Genomic DNA, 15559 nt, shown 5'->3' with positions numbered 1-15559 from the left:
CCTGTTTGTGCTTTGTATAGAAGAAAGCATGATGCGGGAGTATTTTTCATGACGCAAGGGGCGTTGACAGGATTGCGGCTGATCGAAATGGGTCAGCTGATTGCCGGGCCATTCTGCGGCCAGCTGATGGGCGACCATGGCGCGGAAGTGATCAAGATCGAACCGCCAAAGGTCGGCGACGCGATGCGCAGCTGGGGGCAGGGCATTCCGCTCTGGTTCTCGGTCGTCGGGCGCAACAAAAAGTCCATCACCCTCAATTTGCGGGAAAAAGAGGGACAGGCGATCGTCAAGAAGCTGGTCGAAAAATCCGATTTTCTGCTCGAGAATTTTCGCGCGGGAACAATGGAAAAATGGGACCTGGGCTATGAGACTCTCAGCGCGATCAACAAGGGGCTGATCATGATCCGCGTGTCCGGCTATGGCCAGACCGGGCCCTATGCGCACCGCGCCGGCTATGGCGGGATCGGCGAGGCGATGGGCGGCATGCGCTATATCATGGGCGAACCCGATCGCCCGCCCAGCCGGGCCGGGCTTTCGATCGGTGATTCGCTGGCGGCGACCTACGCCTGTCTCGGCGCGCTGATGGCGCTCCAGCACCGTCACAAGACCGGCGAGGGCCAGGTCGTCGATTCGGCCATCTATGAAGCGGTGCTTGCCAATATGGAATCGACCGTGGCGGAATATACGGTCGCTGGCCATATCCGCGAGCGGACCGGCTCGATCCTGCCAAAGATCGCGCCCTCCAACGTCTATCCGACCAGCGACGGCAGCGTGTTGATCGGCGGCAATCAGGATAGCGTCTGGAAGCGGATGTCGGCAATGATGGGGCGGCCGGAACTGGGCGAGGATCCGCGCTATGCCACCCATATCGCGCGCGGCGAACATCAGGCCGAGCTGGATGAATTGATCATGGACTGGACCAGGACGATCGCCAGCCAAGACCTGCTCGACATGTGCGAGGCGCATGGCGTTCCCGCCGGCAATGTCTATCGCGCGCCGGAAATGCTGGCTGACCCGCATTTCAAGGCGCGGGAAGCGCTGGTAAAGGTCGATCATCCGCAACACGAGAATTTCGTGATGCAGAATGTCACCCCGAAGCTCTCCAAAACCCCCGGCCATATCGATAGCGTCGGTCCGGAACTCGGCGCGCATAATGAAGCGATTTACGGCGAACTGCTGGGCATGGACAGCGCGGCGATGGCCGATTTGCAGGACCGCGGCATCATCTGAAGATCAAGCCGGGTCGCTGCCTCTCGTGGCAAGGTGGAAGCTATGGAATGCCCGCCGGATATGGCTGGTCATCACCGCGCCGGCCCAGTCCTGGTCGCGCGCGGCAAAGGCGGCGATCAGTTCGTCATGATCCTTGCCCGATTGCATCAGGTCATCTTTGGAATATTGCTGGGCGGTGCGGCGCACCACCGGTTGCTCGACCAGTGCCGGCAGCAATTTGCTCAACCGCGGCGACTGGGCATATTCAAGGATCAGATCATGAAACTGCCGGTTGGCTTGCAGAAAGGTGGCGATATCCGGCGTCGCACGCTGGACCGCCCGGGTCAGTCCGCCATTCACGTCGCGCAGCCGGCGCAGGCCATCCGCGTCCATGCGCTGCGCCGCCCGTTCGGCGGCATGGCATTCCAGCATTGCCCGCAGCGCGAACATTTCGTCAATCTCGTCATCCGACCAGTCTGCGACCGACAGCCGCTTGGAAGCGCTGCGCACCAGTAGCATCTCATTTTCCAGGCGCTGGACCGCATCCCGCACCGGTGTGCGCGACACGCCGGAAATGTCGCAGAGCCGTTCCTCGGTCAGCTGCATGCCCGGATGGCCGCCACCGTATAGAATGAAACGACGGATTTTTTCATAGGCGGTGTCGGAAGCGCGGCTCATGGACAAGCTATTGGCGGAATAATCACTGCCCGGCAAGCTGTAGATCACCAAACAGTTTCCGCTTGACGGACGGTAATTGTATACAATATACAGAGGTCAGGGAGTTTTACATCATTATGGCTGAACCAGCAGTGCTATGAAGCGGATCAAGGTCATCGTCCCCATTCCCATGGATGACGCCGGCGTTGCTGCCCGCGCCGAACAATTGCCCGTGAACTTCGTCCGATCCGGTTTCCAGCCGGAATTTGTAGCAGTTCCCTGGGGCGCTGCTCTCGGCGACAGCTATCATGACACATTGCTGATGGACTGGACCGTGTTCCAGGCCGGCATTACGGCCGAGGAAGAAGGCTATGACGGGGTCCTGATCGACACGGTCAGCGACAGCGGCTTGCGCGCGCTTCGGTCGCGGCTCGACATTCCCGTGGTCGGACCCGGAGAAGCGGCCTTTGCCGCGGCGATGATGCTGGGCAAGAAATTCACCGTGCTGACCATGTGGCCCGAATGGTTTCCGCTTTATGAGAAGACTTTGACCGAATATGGCTGGTGGGAACGCGTCGCCTCGTTGCGCTCGATCGAGACAAGGCCCGATGTCACCGAATTGCTCGCGGGCAAGGAAGAAGTGATTTTCGACAAGCTCAAGGCAGAAGCGATGCTGGCGATCGAGGAAGATGGCGCGGATGTTATCGTGCTTGGTTCGACAACCATGCACCAGTCGGCCAAATATCTGGCAGATAACCTGCCGATCCCGGTGCTGAATCCCGGTCAGGTCGCCTATAAATTTCTCGAAACCCTGATCGAACTGGGGCTGACCCACAGCAAGAAGGCGTTTCCGGCGCCCGAAGTGCCGAAAGACGCGGATATCAGAAAGGGATGGTATTGATGGCTGACTGGACCCCCGGCATGGCAGGACAATTAACGCTGCCCTATCCCTTCTATATCGACATTGTAACCAAGCGCTATTTCGATGGCGTCGACAACAAGAATATGACGCAGGTGCTCAACTGCTTCGCGCCGGACGCGATCCTGCACGAGGCCACCTCCGATACCGTTCACAAGGGCCGCGATGCGATCGAGGCAATGTTTGCCAAGCTGTTCTCTGACTTCGAGCAGATCTGGCACGGCAATTTCGTCCATACCGGCGACCCCCAGTCCAACGCGATCTGTTCGCAATTCACCGTGCTGATCACCCCCAATGGCGGCGAGCAGCTGCGCTACGAGAATTGCAACCGTTTCTATTGCAAGGACCGGCTCTTCCAGCATGTCTTCGTCTACATGAGCGGCGACAATCTGCTGAAAGAAGGAGACGCCTGATGCAATATGAACCTGGCCTCTCCCGCGCCGAACTGATCGAACTGGCGACCAAGACCTATTTCGGCAATGTCGATGCCAAGAATATGGAGGCGGCGCTCGACTGTTTCCATGACGGTGCCCTATTCTGTGTCCAGACCGCTTTCACCCGCCATAGCGGCAAGGCAGAAATCCGGCGCATGTTCGAAGATTTCTTCGGCGCCTACGAGACTATCGTCCACCGCGACTTCACCTGCACCGTCGATGAAGCGAATGGCCGGATCGCCGCCAGCTTCGTCGCCGAACTGACCGACGCCGATGGCTCTGTCACCTTGCTCAACAACACCAATTTCTGGCGGGTTCGCAACGGAAAATTCCAGGAGGTCTACGTCTATATGAGCGGAGCCAATGTGCTCGTATAAATCGGATTGACGGGTCAAAAAGGCCCGCGATCATTCCATTCAGGGAAGGAAGAAAAATGCGCCGCATCAAAACAGTGCTTTCACTATCAGCGGGCATTGCCGCGCTCATCGGATTCAACCCGGCGCTGGCCCAGGTCGAGGGTGAGCAGCAAGCTAGTGAAAGCTCGGATTCCAATGTCATCATCGTCACCGCTCGGCGGCAGAACGAAGCGCTCGCCGACGTGCCCGCCTCGGTCACCGTGTTCACCGAACAGATGCTTGACCGTACCGGGGTCCAGCAGGCCGACGAATTTGTCCAGCTGACCGCTGGCGTGACGATCGTCAGTGGCACTGCGGAAGCCGGTGACACCCAGATCAACATCCGCGGTATCAACGGCGCGCGGGATGCGGAAAGTTCGGTCGCGCTGGTTGTCGATGGCATTCTCAAGACCAACACCGCCCAGCTCAACCAGGACCAGGGCACGCTACGCCAGATCGAAATATTGAAAGGACCCCAGGGCGCGCTGTACGGACGCAACGCAGCGGCTGGCGCGATCGTGATCCAGACGCTGAAGCCCGGCGATACTCTGGAGGGCGGAATCAAGGTCAGCGCCGCGGAGGATAATACGTACAAGGCATCGGCCTATGTCTCGATGCCGATCGGCGACAGCGCGGGCCTGGTTGTTTCCGGCTCCTTCAACACCACCGACGGCTTTTATCGCAACAGTTTTCTGAACAATGCGAAAGTGGTTGATGATCAGGAAACCTGGTCTGTCGACGGGCGGTTTGTCGCTCAGATAAGCGATGCGACCGAAATCGATGTGAAGGCGCGCTATGCCGACCTCACCGGTGCGTCGATCAACTTCAACGCCGCCTTTCACCTGCCCAATTTTGCTGCCGTCGATCCGGCCTTCTTTGAGGATGTGAACGATCATCGGTTCAACTATTATTCCAATATCCGCCCGACCAATGACCAGACCACGTTCGAAACATCGGTCAAGCTGACCCATGAATTTGAAGCCATGACGCTGACAGCCTGGGCGCTGTACAGCGATGTCGACCAGTCGCTGACCGCGGACGGCACCTCGGCGGATTTTGCTCGCTACACCTTCCCCGGCGCAACGCCCGCCTCGGTGGCGGCATCCAACGCCTGTTTCGCGTCCACCGCGGCGTTGACCGGCTTTCCGCTGAATCCGCCGACCTTCATCGGCAACAACCCGATTCCGTTCATTTTCGATCCGGTCAACGGGTCCACTTTCGGTCCTTACAGCCCGGTGACCTGCGACGGTACCCAATATCAGATTCGCGAACAGACCGATATCAGCGCCGAAATCCGGCTGGCGTCCAATGGCGACGGACCTCTGGCATGGCAGATTGGCGCCTATTATCTGAATATCGACCGTGATGTCGGGGTCAGTCTGGGTGCCGATCTCGGGCAGGGGATCATCAGGGAATTGTACAATGACCCGAGCAGCAGCAATCCGACCTCGCAGCTTTTTGCCGACAATTTCAACACCAATGTATATGCCGCCTTCGGCTCGATCGACTATGAAGTTGCCGACAATTTCGACGTCAGTCTGGCGCTCCGCTACGATATCGAGAAACGGGAAGTGTCGAATCAGGTGCCGTTGGTGCTTGATCCGATCACCGGCGCACCGATCAATCCGGGGCAGACCGCCGGCGCCATTCCGGACCAGCAGCAGACCTTCAAGGAATTGCAGCCGAAGCTGTCGCTCCGCTATGGCCTGACCGACACGCTGAACTTTTATGCCAACTGGGGTATCGGTTTCAAATCGGGCGGTTTCAACAATCAGGGGTCGGCTGCCATCGTCGATCAAAACTTCAACCAGTTCATTGGTACCGATATCCTGATCAATGATATTTTCCGCAAGGAAACGTCCAGCGCCTTCGAAGCCGGCTTCAAGGGCTCGGCTGCGGATGGCGCGATCACCTTCGATCTCGCCGGCTATTATACCAAAGTCGACGACATGCAATTCTTCGAATTTTTTGTCGGTCCGTTTGGACTGCTCCGGGTCGTTTCGAATATCGACAAGGTGGATATTTACGGATTTGAAGTCAACGCAAACGCCGAGATCGTCGAAGGCTGGAATATCTTTGGCTCGCTCAATGTGACCGAAAGCGAGATCAAGGCCAATGCCTCCCGGCCCTATACGGTGGGCAACAAGTCACCGCACACCGCGGACTATACGATCAACGTCGGTACGCAGGTGGTGGCTCCGATAGCCACCAGCTTCGACATGGTGATGCGCGCCGACTATCGCGTCACCGGTCCGACCTGGTTCCACACGGTTCAGGAAGACGTCGGTCCGACGCTGTTCAGCGGCCTGTTACCAGTTTCGGCCCTCGCGCTGCCCGCCTTTGTCGGGGATGGCGACATGTCGATCACCCGGCGCAAGGCCTTTGGCGTGCTCGATCTCCGTTTCGGCCTGGAAGGGGAGAATTGGAATATCACCGCTTTTGCCGACAATCTGCTGGATGAACGCTATCTCAATGATGTGATCACCGCGGTTGAATTTGGCGGTTCCTTCATTTCACCCGGCGGTCAGCGCCGCTTCGGTGTGGAAGTCGGGTATAAATTCTGACGGTCGAGCGATCGGTGCCTGTTGCGCCTAGGGCGCTCTTGAATCCAGGCACCGTCGCGTGATGGGCCCGTTCGGACAAATTTCCGCCAGACCCATAGCTGGCAAGAAGCTGTCGAGATATTTTGCTGCAAGCCGACGATTGGGCTATGGCAATGGCCGACAGGCGGAGATTTTATGGAACAACGCGCAATGACCGGCACGGTCGAGATCCAGCCGCTGGCAGGCCAGGCCGACCGGCTGAGGCCCCCGCCGGCGGTGATCCGCAAATTTCTGGCGCTCGATCCCAGGCGCGTCGAATTTCGCGTTCGCGGATTTGATCTCGCGGACAAGAGCCACGAGGAAAGGCTGGAATCGATCGGCAAGGCGTTTCTGCGCGGCTATAATCTGACGCTCACGGCACAATCGTTCGGCCAGTTCCGACAAGCCATGGCTCAGGAAACGGACCTGTTGCGCGGCTTCTTTATCGAAGGCGGCGCGATGGGCAGCGCCCTTGTCGACAGCCTGCCATTCCGCAAGCCGATGCTGCCGCGCTATCTCCAGCTGTTTGGCGAGCAATATCCGATTCTCATTCATGCCGGCGTCGGTCTGACGATCTCGAAATTGTCCTGGCGCGAAAAGGGCATATTGGCCGAACTGGACCCATTCTATCGCTGGCTCGCCTATGACGGCCTGGGTTATCACAACATGTATTTCGAACCGGAGAAAACCCTGACCGGGCCGAAGCGGGCCCTTGAGGGCTATGCATCGCGGGCTTATGATCAGGGGGCCGGGCGCGGCATCTGGTTCACCAGCGGCGCCGATGTCGGCAAGGCCGCTGCGACCATCGCCACCATGGCCACCGACCGCCAGCCGGATCTGTGGGCAGGCGTGGGTCTGGCTCTATGCTATGCAGGGCCTGCAGGCGCGCAGGCCTTTCTGGACGCTAAGCGGCTGGCCGGTCCCTGTGCCGCCGATCTGGCAACGGGCGTCGCGATCGCCTGCACCGCCCGCGTGAAGGACCAGTCCCTGCTTCCGGAAACCCGGGAGGCAATCCTGTCATTATGGGAAAAGACGCCGGAAGCGCTGGCGGAACGCGTCGAAGCGCTCCGCCAGTCGATTCCAGCTTCAGCAGTTGCCGATGGCACTGCCTACGCGGCTTGGCGAGCAGACATTGCCCGGGATTTTTCCGGGCAATGACCGGAGCGGCAGAGCTTTGCCGCTCACTGTCGCAGCGAAACAGGCCGCAGCGAGCGGTCTGCCGAGCGTCTATCGAACGCCGGTAGCTTCGGGAACCGTGGGCTGAACGGGGGTATTGCCGGTCGGCGGTCCGCCAGCAGCGGCATTTTGCGAGTTGGGCGCATTGTCGTTCTGGTTCTGATCCGAACTATTCTGAAAATATCTGTATCCAGCATAAGCGATCGCCCCAAGGGCAGCGAATTTAAGCATGATTTTTTCCTTTTCTTGACATCAGCTTCAACGTGCAATCCGCAGGAAGGTTCCGGGCTCTCGTCGGGCCAGCGCCTTTTGTTCTGAGAAATTTACGACCAGACGCCATTTGGACTGGGGCCCAACAGTGACGCTGGGCCTGCATAGGATATCGCGGTAAAGGTTCCGAAATGGCGGGAGATATTCCCGTCCGGGAATAACGCTCTGTCGCAACAAGCCGGCAAAATTGGTGCGGTCGAGAAGACTCGAACTTCCACGGGATATTATCCCACAGCGACCTCAACGCTGCGCGTCTACCAATTCCGCCACGACCGCACTGTCTCTAGCTTGGGACAGCGATGTCCCGGGTAGGCGCGTGCCCTTAGCAAAGGGGTATCGTAGCCGCAACAGATATTCGTTGCCAGGTGGCTGGACGGTTAACCGGTGGGCGGATTCTGTCCCGTTACCGCACAGGATCCGCCATCGACCGCACGGCACGCATGGAAAGGCCGGCAACTCAGTCTGTTAACCCTCTATTTACCTTGTCTGCACCGATCGAAGCCGGTTCTATCCTCGGCTATGGACAGCCTGCTTCTTTTCCTGCTGCTGGCCGGCACAACGGTGGACCGGCCTGCGAGCGATGCGCCAGCCAGCCCGCCTCGGGTTCAGGCGATGGCGAGCGCCCGGATATTGCGGGGGGAAGCCGTTGATTTCGGATCGTCGGCCAACCGACCGGTCGCACCCATCGCCACGCAGGGCAGCAGCATATTCCGGATCGCGCTTATTCGTTCGTTCGCCGTGATCGAAAGCGCTGACGGCCAGACCATCCAGCTGCAGGAATTTCAATGATCAGCCGGGCGGCCGACCCCGTCAGTCCCGGCTCTGGTCCGCCCATCCGACTTCCAGCTGGCTGGCCCCGCGCGGCACATCGAGCTTGGCCTCGTTGAAATTGATTTTCGCGCCGGGCGCGAGCGAGGGCGTCGGCGCGTTCATTTTCCAGCTATAGACAATCCGGCCGCCGGCATCGCGCAGGATGACCAGCATCGGCGGCACCGACTGGTCGCTGGTGGTGGGATTGATGATCGTGCCGCTGGCGGCGAAATATTCGGTGCCGTCGGGCAGGGTCCGGCGGTCCTGTTTCTGGCTCAGTTCGATCAGCAATGGCGTTTCCTCGACCGAGGCAAAATCATAGTTGGCAATCCATTGCGGCGGTCCGAAATAATAGAGCGCGGCACCGGCCGATGCCACCAATAGGGCAAAGGCAATCGCCGCCATGGTCCACAATTTCGCCGGATTGCGCCGCGGCTTGAACGGCGGTTCGTGGGCGAAACTGCTGGTCTCGGCGGCATAGGCCGGGGCAGCGGAAATTGGTGGGGGTGGGGCCGAACGGGTGACCGGAGAAGCGGGAACGGTGGCTTCCCAATCGGGATCAGGTTCACTGACTGGTGGTTCTGGCGGGGCAGCGCTGACGGCCACCGGTTCCTGCTCCGCAAGCGCGGCTTCCTGAAACCAGCTATGACGACAGGAGGCGCAGCGCACCGAACGGCCATTGGGCCCAATGGCGCTGTCGGGGACGAGATAACGGGTTCTGCAAGCCGGACAATTCAAAATCATGACATCCCTCTAAACACGCCATGGCGGCAAACTGCAAGTGGCTGCATGACCGATTTGAGACCGGAGCCGGTTTTTGCGCGCTTTCCTGCCAATTCAATCCGCACGGCCTGACAGTATAGTTGATTTGCAGGGTCTTCCAGGCCTATTGGGAGCAGGACCGGGCAATATTTCGCCGCGATATTGGAATGTAGAGCAAAATGGACGAAATTGTTCGATTTGAAAATGTCGGTCTGCGCTATGGTGCGGGCATCGAAACGCTGGCTGATCTCAATTTCACCCTGTTTCCCGGCAGTTTCTATTTCCTCACCGGTGCCTCGGGTGCCGGGAAGACGTCGCTGCTCAAGCTGCTCTACCTTTCGCAGCGGCCCAGTCGCGGGGTTATCCGCCTGTTCGGCGAAGATGCGGTCACCATGCCGCGTGAGCGCCTGCCCGGATTCCGCCGCCGGATCGGCGTGGTTTTCCAGGATTTCCGGCTGGTCCCGCATCTGTCGGCGTTTGACAATATCGCCTTGCCGCTGCGGGTTGCCGGGGTTCGGGAAAAGGATCTCGAGACCCCGGTCACCGAGATGCTCGATTGGGTCGGCCTCGGCGACCGCTCTTCCGCACGACCAGCGACGCTGTCGGGTGGCGAGCAGCAGCGCGTGGCGATCGCCCGGGCGGTGATCGGCCGACCGGAAATATTGGTCGCCGATGAACCCACCGGCAATGTCGATCCCGAAATGGCGATCCGCCTGCTGCAATTGTTCGAGGCGCTCAATACGCTCGGCACCACCATCGTCGTCGCCACGCATGACATTCATTTGTTGAGCAAGGTCCCCGGTGCCCAGATGATGCGGCTGGAAAAGGGCATGCTTGCCGATCCGACCGGGTCGCTGCGCCATCCGCCACGGCCCAAAGACCAGCGGCAGTAGGTCGCAGCGTCCATGTTCAAACTGTTCGCGATCCCCGCTCATGACCGGCGCCTGATCCCCGAGGGCCGCCTGTCCGGCCCGATGCCCTGGGTCATAGCGATCATGATCTTTCTCACCGTTCTGGCTGCGGCAGCCGGGCTCGCGATGACGCGGGCGATCGGCGATGTGTCGGATGAACTGTCCAGCCGGGCAACGGTACAGATCATCGAGGCCAATCCCGAAATCCGCAACCGGCAGGCCGCCGCCGCCGCCGAACGCCTGCGCGCCCTGCCGCTGATCGAAGAGGTCCGTGTGCTGCCGCCGGACGAGATCGAGGCGCTGATCGAGCCGTGGCTGGGGAGCCAGGATCTGGCGGGTGATATTCCGCTGCCGGCGCTGATCGACCTGAGACTCGTGCGCGTCCCGACCGAAGCCGAATATCAATCGCTGCGCCGCGCGTTGCAGCCGGTCGCGGCAGGGGCCCGGGTCGAGCCCAGCAGCGGCTATATCGTGCCTGTTATCGCGCTGGTCCAGTCGCTGCAGTGGATCGCCTTTGGCCTGGTCGGGCTGCTTGCTCTTGCCACCGCAGCAGCGGTCATCATTTCGGCGCGTTCGGCGCTCAATACCCACAATGAAACCATCGCAGTGGTCCATCTGCTCGGTGGGACCGACCAGCAGATCAGCCGCCTGTTCCAGCGGCGGATCGCTCTCGACGCGCTGCTCGGCGGCTTGATCGGGCTGGTAGGGGGAACCGCTATCATCTGGCTGATCAGCATCCAGTTGACCGCTCTCGGTTCTGGTCTGGTGCAGTCGGTCGGGCTCGACTGGTGGAGTTGGTTGATAATTGCCGCGATTCCGATATTGGGGATGTTCCTAGCCATGGTGACCGCCAGATTGACGGTTATCGGCGCCCTGAAAAAGATATTGTAATTCCGCTCGATGATTTTGCGCTTTCTCTCTTTCCTGTTGTTGCTGTGGATCATCGGCTTTGCCTGGTTCGCCATCGATTTGCCGCGCCCGGCCGCCGATGATGCCGAGACCGGATCGGTCGTCGTGCTGACCGGAGGCGCCGGCCGGATCGACCGCGCGCTTGATATTCTCGCGGCAGAAACCGCAGGCCGGCTACTGATCTCGGGGGTCGACCGGGAAGTGAAACCGGCGGAACTCGCTGCCGAATATGACCGGCCGGGTGACCTGTTCGCCTGCTGTATCGATCTTGGTTTCCAGGCGGTGGATACGCGCTCCAACGCTCTGGAAATAGCCCGCTGGGCAACCCGGCGCGGCGACAATTCGGTGCGTCTGGTGACCTCCGACTGGCACATGCGGCGGGCCCGGCTGGAACTGGAACGGGCCATGCCGGCCGATGTCCGCATCCTGTCCGATGCGGTCCAGACGCAGCCCTCGCTGACCACCCTGTTCCTCGAATATAACAAATATCTGATGCGCCGCCTCGCATCCCTGGCAGGCGTCTGAGATGGTGGCGGCCATCCGTTCGCTGCTTTTCCTGGCGGTCTTCTATATTGGCTCGGTGCCGATCATCATCGCCACCTTCCTCGGCGCCTTTTTCCTGCCCAAGACCATCTATTATATGGCGCAATATTGGAGCCGCTATCATTATGTCTGCGCTCGCCTGATTCTCGGCATCCGGGTCGAAGTGAAGGGCGAGATCCGGAACGAGCCTCTGCTCTATGTCTTCAAGCATGAAAGCATGTTCGAAACGATCGATCTGCTCAGACTGTTCGACAAGCCGGTGGTCATCGCCAAGAAAGAGCTGCTGGTGATCCCTCTGTGGGGCTGGATCGCGACCAAACATGGGCTGCTCGGCATCGACCGTGACGGCGGCGGCGCGGCGATGCGGCAGATCATCAAGCAGGCGAGAAAGGCTGTTGCCGAAGGCCGGCCGATCGTGATCTTCGCCGAGGGCAGCCGCGCCCGCCATGGCGAGCGGCCCGAGCTGCAGACCGGCTTTGCCGGCATCTACAAGCTGATGGGCATTCCGCTGGTGCCGGTGGCGCTGAACAGCGGCATCATCTCCCCGCGTGATACTTTCGTGCAGAAAAGCGGGGTGATCACCTATGCAGTGCAGCCCGAGATCGAACCGGGCCTCGAGCGCGATGACATCCGCGACCGGGTGCACGCGGCGATCAACATGCTCAACGATTGAGGCGCCGCTTACCGTTCATCCAAGCGCCGCTTGGTGATGCTGTTCAAATTCGATGGAAAAGACGCCGAGACAGGAATATCTCTGCCGGACCAGCCGGGGCCATGCGCAAACGCTGCTTGCCGGTTATAGCACCGCCAATTGCCGGTTGCTAAGCGATCCGCCATATTGTTTTTGCAGCCTGACCTTGCGCTCCAGATCATCCAATATGGCACCGGAAAAATTGACTTCGCTGAGATCCTCAAGATAGTTCAGCCCGCCGGGCGTATCGACATTGATTTCCATCATCTTGTCGCCGGCAATATCCAGCCCGGTGAGATACATGCCATCGTCGATCAGTTTCGGACCGACAATTTCGGCCACTCTCATCGCGGCCTTGTCGGGCTTTGCCAGCTCGACGCCGCCACCTGCGGAAATATTGGACCGGTGATCTTCGGTCTTGCTGAAGCGGTGGAGGCAGGCATATTGACCATCCACCTCCAGTGGCCGCCCGTTGAGCGTGATCATGCGCAAATCCCCTTCGCTGGCGGCGGGAAGATATTCCTGCACAATCGCATAGCCATCGCGGATCACCGCTTCCATGATCTGGTTCAGATTCTGCCGATTTTCCTTGTTGATGATGAAAACGCCCTGACCGCCGGAACCCTGCAGGGGTTTGATCACCCCCTTGTCGCCATGGGCTTTCAGAAAAGCGATAATCTCATCGGGCTCGCGCGTAATCGTCGTTGCCGGCCGGATTTCTTCCGGAAAGCCCTGAAAATAGGTCTTGTTGACCGCATCGGTGAGATGCTTCGGGTCGTTGAGCACGATCACGCCATGCTCCGCCGCGATCTGCGAGAAGAGCAGGCTGGAGGACGGCGCCCAGCTGCGTGTGTTCAGTTCCTCGGCCGGGTCGCTGCGCAACATCAATATGTCATATTCTTCCAGCTCAATTCTTTCCCGCTTTCTTTCGTCATCGTGCAGATGAGCGAGGAAATTCTTGTCATTCTTGAACTTGGTCTTCTCGGCAATGGTCGCCATGGCGCAAATCGATCCCCGCCAGTCATAGATAAAATCGCCAATCCCGATCAGGGCGACATCATGGCCGCGGGCTGCCGCCTTTCGGGCGAGACGGATCGTGGTATAATCGTCCTTTTCGGTCGCAACATCATTGACGACAAAGGCAATTCTGATTTTCTGATCGGTCATATCTCGGGGCTTTCCTGATAAAGGGCATGGAGGGGGAGGGAGCGAACGCGCTGCAGGCGCTTTCGCGCGTCGGCATCGGTCAGAAAGGAGGGGATGATGTCGGGCGGGTGGATGATGCCCTGCTCGAGAAGCTTTTCCAGGCTGTGCAATTGCTTCAGCGCGAATTTCCCGAGGAACAATATTTCCATGTCGCCATCATGCTGCAGATAGGCGAGCAGTTCCGACAGGCCCTTCAGGTAAAGCGCATCCTTGGTCAGACCGCCGCCTCGTTTGGCCCGCAGCGCCGTATCAAAGGCCATGTCGGCTCCGATGTGGAATTCCTCGGTGAGGCAGGCATAAATGTCGGCGCCGCTGGATTCCTCGACCGCCATATGGGCGGCGATCACCCGTGCCGCCAGAATGCGCAGCCGGTCGGCGGGCAGATATCCGGCAAGATATTCGGCCATCACTGCCAGACCTTCCTGCAGTTCGTCATAGTCAGAAAGGCCGCCCGCCAAAGTATGGAGGGGCTGGCAGCGGCCATTGTGGCGGGTGACAACATGGGTTCCGATTTCGTGCTGGATCAGCGGATTGATGCGGGATGCGGGGACGCAATAGTCGGTGGCGATGTGAAGATTGCCGAAGCAGGTATAGAGCGCCGTGCCCGGGTTGGGGTCGATGATCACATCGCAGGCAAAATCGGAATTTTGCGTGGCGTAAAAAGCCGTTGCCTTGCGCGCCACATGCGCCACCGCATTGGCATCGCGGTCAGCTTCGTCGGCCCCTTTTGCCGGCACCTGCGCCATGATGTCATGCGCCTGGTCGAGCAGATGCTCGTCGACGCTGCCGAACAGGTCGACGCTGGCCAGGATGAACCCGTCCCGGTCGCGCATCCGGACCAGTTCGATCTGGCGGTCGAGTTCGCGCTGTTTTTCGATCAGCAAGGCCTCGATCAGCGGATTTTCGATCTGATCGATCGGCAGCGCGAACAGCTGGCGTCGCATCACCGGCGCGTCATTGCTCAATCCTTCGCCATATTCGCTGTCGGGCATGTCGCGGTAGCCGGAGGCGACAAATGCGGACTTGATCGCGTTGATATTGACCGGCGTCAAACGGGTCAGCCAGTCGATCTGGCTGTCCATTTTGGCCAGCTCTTCATCAACCTGTGCTTCCACCGGTGACAACCGGTTTTGCCATCCGGCATCCGATTTTGGCGTTGCGGCAATCTGCTGGCGGTTCATCGTCCGCTCTCCGACAGGGCGGACAGGGACAGGCGCGCGCGTTCGACGGCCCGTGCCAGCCCCTCGCGCAGCGCCTGCAGGGCCAGAATATTGGCCTCGCCGGTCCACTCGTCCATGAAGGATTTCTTGTACTCCAGCGTGATCACGCAGGCATCATCGCCGTAAATGCTGTGCAGCCATTCGGGGAAATTGCCGCCATCCTCCCAGCGGATATTGACTCCGACCCGTGGCGGTTGCCCGCGCACCGGCACCGCGCGCAATTCCTCGGCAAAACCGGCCAGCAAATCGCCATAGACATCCTGGTTCATGGTCGTCGCGCCCAGGTCAATATCGGGGTTTTCCGCGAGCGGAGCGGCTGCGGCATGCGCGCCGTCACGGCGGTGGTTATAGCTGTGGATATCGAACAGCAATATCCGTCCGAAACGCGCGATCATCGCGTCGCAATGGCTGCGGATCATCGCATAAAATTCATCATGCATGCGCCTGGATTTCTCGATCTGCTCGTCGGGCAGGTCGCGGTTCCATATTTTTAGACCCCATGTATCTTTCGGGTCGGTCGACACCGCCTTTTCCCGGGACCGGTTGAGATCGCATTCAAAGCGCGACCGGTTGACGCGCAACATGCTGTCGCCCAGCCCGAGAAAATAGTCGGTCAGCGGATCTTCTTCGCGCAGCCGCTCCGCTTCGCCAATGGCGAGCCAGGGCAGCATCTCCGGTCTGATGCCATGGCCGGCATGAATGGCGGTGATGATCACTGGGCCCGCAGCAGCATGAAAATCCCATGGGCGCGTGACAATGTCTGGAGACCGTGGCCTTGCCTCTGCGCTGGCGGCGGCTGATGGATGGAGCATTTGCTGTTGAGTCATATAGGAAAGAAACGTGCTCAGGCGCTGCGGGTTCCATG

Annotated in this window: 17 protein-coding genes and 1 tRNA gene; 11 read left to right on the top strand and 7 right to left on the bottom strand. The window is 59.7% G+C overall.

Annotation, left to right across the window (positions count from 1 at the left end):
• Window positions 1-48 precede the first annotated feature (48 nt).
• Window positions 49-1230 (top strand): CaiB/BaiF CoA transferase family protein, encoded by a 1182-nt coding sequence (locus tag ACEW8J_RS08365; RefSeq protein ID WP_373491179.1) that lies wholly within the window; start codon window positions 49-51, stop codon window positions 1228-1230.
• Window positions 1231-1233: 3 nt separating this feature from the next.
• Here ACEW8J_RS08365 and ACEW8J_RS08360 read toward each other — a convergent pair whose 3' ends face one another.
• A complete protein-coding gene (locus ACEW8J_RS08360; RefSeq protein ID WP_373491178.1) occupies window positions 1234-1935 on the bottom strand; it encodes a GntR family transcriptional regulator in 702 nt (233 codons plus the stop codon).
• Window positions 1936-2023: 88 nt separating this feature from the next.
• Between ACEW8J_RS08360 and ACEW8J_RS08355 the strand changes: the two genes are divergently transcribed.
• From ACEW8J_RS08355 to ACEW8J_RS08335, 5 genes are all read left to right on the top strand, one after another.
• Window positions 2024-2767 carry an aspartate/glutamate racemase family protein gene (locus ACEW8J_RS08355; protein WP_373491177.1) on the top strand — a complete coding sequence of 248 codons (744 nt, stop codon included), beginning with the start codon at window positions 2024-2026 and terminating at the stop codon, window positions 2765-2767.
• Entirely contained in the window at window positions 2767-3198 is a 432-nt protein-coding gene (locus ACEW8J_RS08350) for a nuclear transport factor 2 family protein (protein WP_373491176.1), read from the top strand. The genes ACEW8J_RS08355 and ACEW8J_RS08350 overlap by 1 nt, the downstream gene beginning before the upstream one ends.
• Window positions 3198-3596, top strand: a complete 399-nt coding sequence (locus ACEW8J_RS08345; RefSeq protein WP_373491175.1) for a nuclear transport factor 2 family protein — start codon at window positions 3198-3200, stop codon at window positions 3594-3596. The genes ACEW8J_RS08350 and ACEW8J_RS08345 overlap by 1 nt, the downstream gene beginning before the upstream one ends.
• Before the next feature lie 56 nt (window positions 3597-3652).
• The gene (locus tag ACEW8J_RS08340; protein ID WP_373491174.1) at window positions 3653-6178 is read left to right on the top strand and encodes a TonB-dependent receptor; all 2526 of its coding nucleotides are present in this window, start codon (window positions 3653-3655) and stop codon (window positions 6176-6178) included.
• 174 nt (window positions 6179-6352) lie between these two features.
• Window positions 6353-7354 (top strand): DUF1702 family protein, encoded by a 1002-nt coding sequence (locus ACEW8J_RS08335; RefSeq protein ID WP_373491173.1) that lies wholly within the window; start codon window positions 6353-6355, stop codon window positions 7352-7354.
• A 69-nt stretch (window positions 7355-7423) separates the two neighbouring features.
• On the opposite strand, the gene ACEW8J_RS08330 is transcribed toward ACEW8J_RS08335, so the two are convergent.
• Window positions 7424-7603: a hypothetical protein gene (locus tag ACEW8J_RS08330; protein ID WP_373491172.1), complete on the bottom strand. Its 180-nt coding sequence runs from the start codon at window positions 7601-7603 to the stop codon at window positions 7424-7426.
• 227 nt (window positions 7604-7830) lie between these two features.
• Window positions 7831-7918, bottom strand: a tRNA-Leu gene (locus ACEW8J_RS08325).
• A gap of 243 nt (window positions 7919-8161) precedes the next feature.
• Here ACEW8J_RS08325 and ACEW8J_RS08320 point away from each other — a divergent pair.
• Window positions 8162-8431 (top strand): hypothetical protein, encoded by a 270-nt coding sequence (locus ACEW8J_RS08320; protein ID WP_373491171.1) that lies wholly within the window; start codon window positions 8162-8164, stop codon window positions 8429-8431.
• A 21-nt stretch (window positions 8432-8452) separates the two neighbouring features.
• On the opposite strand, the gene ACEW8J_RS08315 is transcribed toward ACEW8J_RS08320, so the two are convergent.
• Window positions 8453-9196 carry an MJ0042-type zinc finger domain-containing protein gene (locus ACEW8J_RS08315; protein ID WP_373491170.1) on the bottom strand — a complete coding sequence of 248 codons (744 nt, stop codon included), beginning with the start codon at window positions 9194-9196 and terminating at the stop codon, window positions 8453-8455.
• A gap of 197 nt (window positions 9197-9393) precedes the next feature.
• On the opposite strand from ACEW8J_RS08315, the gene ftsE reads away from it, so the two are divergent.
• The 4 genes from ftsE to ACEW8J_RS08295 are packed head-to-tail and all read left to right on the top strand — an operon-like array spanning window position 9394 to window position 12250.
• Window positions 9394-10107: a cell division ATP-binding protein FtsE gene (gene ftsE, locus ACEW8J_RS08310; RefSeq protein WP_373491169.1), complete on the top strand. Its 714-nt coding sequence runs from the start codon at window positions 9394-9396 to the stop codon at window positions 10105-10107.
• A gap of 12 nt (window positions 10108-10119) precedes the next feature.
• A complete protein-coding gene (locus ACEW8J_RS08305; protein WP_373491168.1) occupies window positions 10120-11016 on the top strand; it encodes a cell division protein FtsX in 897 nt (298 codons plus the stop codon).
• Between the two features lie 9 nt (window positions 11017-11025).
• Window positions 11026-11559 (top strand): YdcF family protein, encoded by a 534-nt coding sequence (locus ACEW8J_RS08300; protein WP_373491167.1) that lies wholly within the window; start codon window positions 11026-11028, stop codon window positions 11557-11559.
• A gap of 1 nt (window position 11560) precedes the next feature.
• Window positions 11561-12250 (top strand): lysophospholipid acyltransferase family protein, encoded by a 690-nt coding sequence (locus tag ACEW8J_RS08295; RefSeq protein WP_373491166.1) that lies wholly within the window; start codon window positions 11561-11563, stop codon window positions 12248-12250.
• 123 nt (window positions 12251-12373) lie between these two features.
• Here the strand turns inward: ACEW8J_RS08295 and ACEW8J_RS08290 are convergent, their stop codons facing one another.
• From ACEW8J_RS08290 to ACEW8J_RS08280, 3 genes are read right to left on the bottom strand one after another with little or no spacing between them, the layout of a single operon-like run.
• Entirely contained in the window at window positions 12374-13435 is a 1062-nt protein-coding gene (locus tag ACEW8J_RS08290; RefSeq protein WP_373491165.1) for a glutathione synthase, read from the bottom strand.
• On the bottom strand, window positions 13432-14655 hold the full coding sequence (locus tag ACEW8J_RS08285; RefSeq protein WP_373491164.1) for a tyrosine/phenylalanine carboxypeptidase domain-containing protein: 1224 nt from the start codon (window positions 14653-14655) through the stop codon (window positions 13432-13434). The genes ACEW8J_RS08290 and ACEW8J_RS08285 overlap by 4 nt, the downstream gene beginning before the upstream one ends.
• Complete coding sequence (locus ACEW8J_RS08280) at window positions 14652-15410, bottom strand: N-formylglutamate amidohydrolase (RefSeq protein ID WP_373491163.1); 759 nt, start codon at window positions 15408-15410, stop codon at window positions 14652-14654. Before ACEW8J_RS08280 ends, ACEW8J_RS08285 begins: the two co-directional genes overlap by 4 nt.
• Window positions 15411-15559 lie beyond the last annotated feature (149 nt).

The organism is Parasphingorhabdus sp., from assembly GCF_041748495.1.
Taxonomy (GTDB): domain Bacteria; phylum Pseudomonadota; class Alphaproteobacteria; order Sphingomonadales; family Sphingomonadaceae; genus Parasphingorhabdus.
The sequence above is the reverse complement of the archived record's forward strand: the minus strand, read 5'-3'. Positions and strand labels throughout refer to the sequence as shown.

Excerpts from the sequence above, each read along its gene's own strand:
- ACEW8J_RS08305 (WP_373491168.1), top strand. The coding sequence starts at position 10,120 with ATGTTCAAACTGTTCGCGATCCCCGCTCATGACCGGCGCCTGATCCCC.
- ACEW8J_RS08295 (WP_373491166.1), top strand. The coding sequence starts at position 11,561 with ATGGTGGCGGCCATCCGTTCGCTGCTTTTCCTGGCGGTCTTCTATATT.
- ACEW8J_RS08350 (WP_373491176.1), top strand. The coding sequence starts at position 2,767 with ATGGCTGACTGGACCCCCGGCATGGCAGGACAATTAACGCTGCCCTAT.
- ACEW8J_RS08330 (WP_373491172.1), bottom strand. The coding sequence starts at position 7,603 with ATGCTTAAATTCGCTGCCCTTGGGGCGATCGCTTATGCTGGATACAGA.
- ACEW8J_RS08290 (WP_373491165.1), bottom strand. The coding sequence starts at position 13,435 with ATGACCGATCAGAAAATCAGAATTGCCTTTGTCGTCAATGATGTTGCG.
- ACEW8J_RS08355 (WP_373491177.1), top strand. The coding sequence starts at position 2,024 with ATGAAGCGGATCAAGGTCATCGTCCCCATTCCCATGGATGACGCCGGC.
- ACEW8J_RS08320 (WP_373491171.1), top strand. The coding sequence starts at position 8,162 with ATGGACAGCCTGCTTCTTTTCCTGCTGCTGGCCGGCACAACGGTGGAC.
- ACEW8J_RS08345 (WP_373491175.1), top strand. The coding sequence starts at position 3,198 with ATGCAATATGAACCTGGCCTCTCCCGCGCCGAACTGATCGAACTGGCG.
- ACEW8J_RS08300 (WP_373491167.1), top strand. The coding sequence starts at position 11,026 with ATGATTTTGCGCTTTCTCTCTTTCCTGTTGTTGCTGTGGATCATCGGC.
- ACEW8J_RS08365 (WP_373491179.1), top strand. The coding sequence starts at position 49 with ATGACGCAAGGGGCGTTGACAGGATTGCGGCTGATCGAAATGGGTCAG.
- ACEW8J_RS08285 (WP_373491164.1), bottom strand. The coding sequence starts at position 14,655 with ATGAACCGCCAGCAGATTGCCGCAACGCCAAAATCGGATGCCGGATGG.
- ACEW8J_RS08340 (WP_373491174.1), top strand. The coding sequence starts at position 3,653 with ATGCGCCGCATCAAAACAGTGCTTTCACTATCAGCGGGCATTGCCGCG.
- ftsE (WP_373491169.1), top strand. The coding sequence starts at position 9,394 with ATGGACGAAATTGTTCGATTTGAAAATGTCGGTCTGCGCTATGGTGCG.
- ACEW8J_RS08335 (WP_373491173.1), top strand. The coding sequence starts at position 6,353 with ATGGAACAACGCGCAATGACCGGCACGGTCGAGATCCAGCCGCTGGCA.
- ACEW8J_RS08315 (WP_373491170.1), bottom strand. The coding sequence starts at position 9,196 with ATGATTTTGAATTGTCCGGCTTGCAGAACCCGTTATCTCGTCCCCGAC.